Genomic DNA, 297 nt, shown 5'->3' with positions numbered 1-297 from the left:
ACCGAAGAACGCGTTGCCGCCGGCCCCGCCGTTCCCGGCGACGGTGTTGGCGATCCCGCCGGCCCCACCGGCGCCACCGTCGGCGAATATCCCAGCGCCGCCGGTCCCGCCGGCCCCACCAACGAAGCCTTGGCCGCCGGCGGGCGGGGCCTCGGCGCCGCGGGCACGACCGGCGGAGCCGGCGGGATCGGCGGCGTGGGGCTGTTCAATGTCGGCGGCGCCGGCGGCGCCGGCGGGCCACGCGTGGGTGGGGGGGCCGGGGGGCCCCGGGGCGGGGGGGTTTTGGGCGACGGGGGG

1 pseudogene is annotated in these 297 nt (G+C 81.8%); it reads right to left on the bottom strand.

The annotated features are described in order from the left end of the window. Positions 1-297: pseudogene (locus BST27_RS33375) on the bottom strand (hypothetical protein); the annotation flags it as partial.

The sequence above is a fragment of the Mycobacterium intermedium genome (assembly GCF_002086275.1).
Taxonomy (GTDB): Bacteria; Actinomycetota; Actinomycetes; order Mycobacteriales; family Mycobacteriaceae; genus Mycobacterium; species Mycobacterium intermedium.
Note: the sequence above shows the minus strand (reverse complement) of the source record. Positions and strands in the feature narration are given on the sequence as shown.